Annotated in this window: 3 protein-coding genes; 2 read left to right on the top strand and 1 reads right to left on the bottom strand. The window is 36.7% G+C overall.

Annotated elements, in window-relative coordinates; genetic code table 11:
* A partial coding sequence (locus AC3AX0_RS12270) for an MGDG synthase family glycosyltransferase (protein WP_487550566.1) occupies positions 1-496 on the bottom strand: 496 nt, incomplete at its 3' end.
* Between the two features lie 198 nt (positions 497-694).
* Here AC3AX0_RS12270 and AC3AX0_RS12265 point away from each other — a divergent pair.
* Entirely contained in the window at positions 695-1,309 is a 615-nt protein-coding gene (locus tag AC3AX0_RS12265; protein ID WP_487550565.1) for an NUDIX hydrolase, read from the top strand.
* 34 nt (positions 1,310-1,343) lie between these two features.
* A complete protein-coding gene (locus AC3AX0_RS12260; RefSeq protein WP_487550567.1) occupies positions 1,344-2,054 on the top strand; it encodes an ABC transporter ATP-binding protein in 711 nt (236 codons plus the stop codon).
* Positions 2,055-2,095 lie beyond the last annotated feature (41 nt).

The following is a 2,095-nucleotide window of genomic DNA, read 5'->3' as shown; positions in this document are numbered from 1 at the left end:
TGGGAATGTTCATTTCCTGAAGGGTCTTCTTCAAGTCATCTGTTGCCAGATATATACGGTCAAGGTTTTCGTTGATCCAAAGCCTATGGCAGCAGTAGTCTGTAACGACATTGATAACAGGTATGTTGACATCAAGTTTCCTTTTATATTCAGAAGCAGACATTACAGGGAAAGTGTTGACTATTATGTCGGGATTAAATTTTATTATTACATCCCTAAGGGTGCTGTACCCGAACCTTCCATAAACCTTTATAAGCTTTGTCTTTGATATTTTCTCAATGCCATAGTAAAAATGTGAATATGTATTTCCCATATTGAAAATCCTGGTATAGGTCTTGGATATATTGTTTGTGATTATTGGATGGGACTCCGTAAAGATATCGTAAAGTAAAACATTGCATCCCTTCTTGCTGAACGTTTGTTTAAGGGACTGTGCAACCATCTTGTGACCGTTTCCGAATGGAGCCGTTAAAATCAATATATTCATATTTTTCATAAACTCACCTTCACTCTTCTATAATTATATCATAAACCACAATAGTATAGCGAAAGTTAAAGAAAGATTAAGAAATAATTAAGAATAATGAATTTCTATTGGATATACAGCTATAAATGTTTCCGTATTTGCATTTAATCATTTATTATAATGAATACATATTGTATAATTAGAGTAACAAGAAAGGGAGGAATGACTTTGAATATAGATAAAATCAGAGACATATATGAAAATAGAAAATCAAAACCCCTTGAGATAAACAGGTTTTATTCCGTATTGCTTCCCTTGATGAAAATTGATGGACAGTTACATATACTTTTTGAGGTGAGGTCCATGAATATCAAGCAGCCTGGAGAAGTTTCATTTCCAGGTGGAACAGTAGAGGTTGAAGAAGACTTTATGGAGGCTGCTATAAGGGAGACACACGAGGAAATAGGAGTGGATGCAGACAAGATTGAAATAATCGGAGAGCTTGATTATATTACCAACACAAGCAATTTCATACTCTATCCCTTTGTAGGACTTTTAAATACAGATTATGATTCATTGTCAATCAACAGGGCTGAGGTGGAGGAAATATTTACAGTGCCCCTTGACTTTTTCCTCGAAAACGAACCGGAAACCTACAATGTATCGTATAGACCGGATTTTAAGCCTGGATTTCCTTTTGAGAGGATCCCAAATGGCAGGAACTATAAATGGAGAAAGATGAGCTATCCTGTTCTATTCTACCAGTACGGTGATTATGTTATATGGGGAATGACAGCAAAAATGACATATAATTTCATCAAAAGACTGGGGAAATCAAAATAAGCATGTCAAAAGTGGTTTTGACGGAAACGAGGTAATTATGAAAAATGTTCTGATAAAAGTGGAAAATTTAAGCAAACATTACCAGATGGGAGAAGTTACCGTCAAGGCGGTAAGGGACTTGAGTTTTGAGATATATGAAGGGGAATTTGTAGTAATACTTGGTCCCAGTGGATCAGGAAAAAGTACTCTTCTAAACATAGTAGGAGGAATGGATACTCCTACAAGCGGAAAAATATTCTTCAAGGACGAGGAAATAACAAACTACGATGAAAAGAAACTAACAAGCTATAGAAGGAACGAAGTGGGATTCATTTTCCAGTTCTACAATCTAATGGGAAATCTTACAGCAAAAGAAAATGTTGAACTTGCAGTTGAGATATGCAAGGACACTCTTGATATTGACGAGGTTCTTGAAGCTGTTAATCTTAATGAAAGGGCAGATCATTTTCCAGCACAAATGAGTGGTGGAGAGCAGCAGAGGGTGGCCATAGCAAGAGCGGTTTCCAAAAAGCCTGAGGTACTTCTTTGCGATGAGCCAACTGGAGCTTTGGATTTTGAAACAGGAATATCAATACTTAAAATACTTAAGAAAATAAATGTTGAATATAAAAAGACCCTTGTCATCATCACCCACAACTCTCCTGTTGCAGCCATGGCGGACAGGGTGCTGAAAATGAGAAGCGGAAAGATCATAGACTATTATGAAAACAGCGAGCCTGTTGATCCTGAAAGGATTGAGTGGTAATGAAAAAACTGGACCTCAGACTTCTGAGGATGATAAGGCAT

Source organism: Dethiosulfatibacter sp. (assembly GCF_983023055.1).
Note: the sequence above shows the minus strand (reverse complement) of the source record. Positions and strands in the feature narration are given on the sequence as shown.